The 1,964-nt window shown below is 57.8% G+C and carries 2 protein-coding genes; both read right to left on the reverse strand.

The window, feature by feature from the left end; genetic code table 11:
* A partial coding sequence (gene tnpC / locus AC19YS_RS31980; protein ID WP_500603535.1) for an IS66 family transposase occupies positions 1 to 1,501 on the reverse strand: 1,501 nt, incomplete at its 3' end.
* A gap of 18 nt (positions 1,502 to 1,519) precedes the next feature.
* Positions 1,520 to 1,879, reverse strand: coding sequence for an IS66 family insertion sequence element accessory protein TnpB (gene tnpB / locus AC19YS_RS31985; RefSeq protein ID WP_010568142.1), 360 nt, complete (start codon positions 1,877 to 1,879; stop codon positions 1,520 to 1,522).
* Positions 1,880 to 1,964: the final 85 nt, after the last annotated feature.

Genomic DNA, 1,964 nt, shown 5'->3' on the forward strand with positions numbered 1-1,964 from the left:
CGTAGTCTTCGACCGTCGAGGCATATGGCAACCGCTCCAGTACGTGGCGCAGCCACGTATAGGGCTCCTGGCCGTTGACCTTGGCGGTCTCGACCAAGCTGTAAATCTTTGCGCTGGCGGCGGCGCCGTTGACGGTATCACTGAACAACCAAGCTTTGCGTCCGATCACAAACGGCTTGATCGCTCTTTCAGCGGCGTTGTTGTCGATGGGTAAATAACCCGCTTCGACATAGCGCTCCAGTCGGTTCCAGTTATTCGCCAGATAGTGCACAGCCTTGCCTAATGCGCTTTGCGGCGTCACTTGGGATTGGGTCTTAGCCAGCCAGCTTTTCAGTTGGGCCAGGATCGGCAAGCTCTTCTCCTGACGAGCGATAAACCGTTGTTCATCGCTGGCGTCTTTGGATTCGCGTTCGATGCTGTACAGTTTGTTGATCATCGTCAGCGCGATATCAGCCCTCCCGGTTTTACCCTTAGGCTGCACTTTTTGCGCATCCACGAACTTGCGGCGTGCATGCGCCATGCATGCCAGTCGCTCCACGCCCGGCTGCAACGCGAAGGCGTTATAGCCGGCGTAATCATCGGTCATCACATAGCCGCGATAGCTGTCCAGCAAACGCAACGGTACATCCTGCGCTCGGCTGGAGGTGTAGTCGAACAGCACGACTTTCTTGTCCGGTGGGCCACTGGCCTGCACCCACATCCAGGATTGACTGGTCGGGTCACGATCCGGCTCCTTCAACACCTGCACGCGGGTTTCATCGCAGTGGATCACCGGGCTTTCCAGCAAGCGGTCGCGCATCAAATTCAGCAGTGGCTGGAAGTGTTCGCTGCACTGGATCACCCAGCGCGCCAGCGTCTGGCGCGCAATCTCGACGCCATGTCGGCTGAGCACGGTTTCAAACCGGTGCAACGGCAAGCCATCGACGTATTTGGTAGTCAGCAGCATCGCCAGCACGCTGGGACTGGCCATACTCTTTTCGATCAACTGAGCAGGCTTGTCAGCCGTGACCGGTGCAGTTTCACAGCCCCGGCAACCGTAGACCTTGCGGATGTGCCTGATGACACGGATCTGCATCGGCACGATGTCCAGTTGTTCGCTGGTTTCTTCGCCGATGGCGTGTTTGCGGCAACCGCAGGCACAGGTCAGTTCGTGTTCAGGCAGTTCGTGGATGATTTCGATACGCGGCAGATCGGCCGACAACGGCTTGCGCTTGCCACGGCGCGGCGTCGGCGCAACGGCTTCTTCGTCAGGGTCATCAACGAGCGGCATCGGCTCGCTTTCGGGCTCGTTGAACAGCGCCAGTTGCGGCGTGTTGGGCTCGACAGTCTGTTCGGACTTGCGCCCGAACAAGCGGTCGCGCAGCAACTTGATCTGCTCTTTCAGGTCGACGATGTGGGTTTGATAAGCCTGGGCCACTTCTTCCTGGCGACTGAGTGCCTCAAGCAGCAGTTGCTTGAGCAAAACAGGATCATCAGGCAGGTCGTCGGGCAGGGAAATCATGGCCCGGATTATACCGGGTCAGGCTACGTAGCGTGGGGTCAAAACCTGATGAGGGCGGTTGCGCCAAAGGTCAAAACCGTCGAGCAACCAGTTCAGTTCCTGGACGCTCAATACGATGGCTTCGTCGGTGACGTGGGGCGAGGTTTTGAAACGCTCGGATTCCAGGCGCTTGAGCCAAAGACAGAAGCCGTTGCGCTCCCAATAGAGGATTTTCACCCGGTTGCGGGAGCGATTCAGAAAAACGAAAAGTACCGGGTCGAAGACGGCCACCTTGATATCCAGCTCGACCAGGGCGGCCAGGCCGTCGATGGATTTTCGGAAGTCCACGGACTTGGGGTAAAGGTAAACTTTTTCGACTTTGGCGTCGGGACGCATCATGAGGTGCTGGCTCCAGAAAGAGATCGGGAGCGCAGCATCGGGCTTCAATGGGCGGCTTTGAATGTGTGAGTGATGGATCGGTTAC

The organism is Pseudomonas sp. MF08831 (assembly GCF_059862645.1).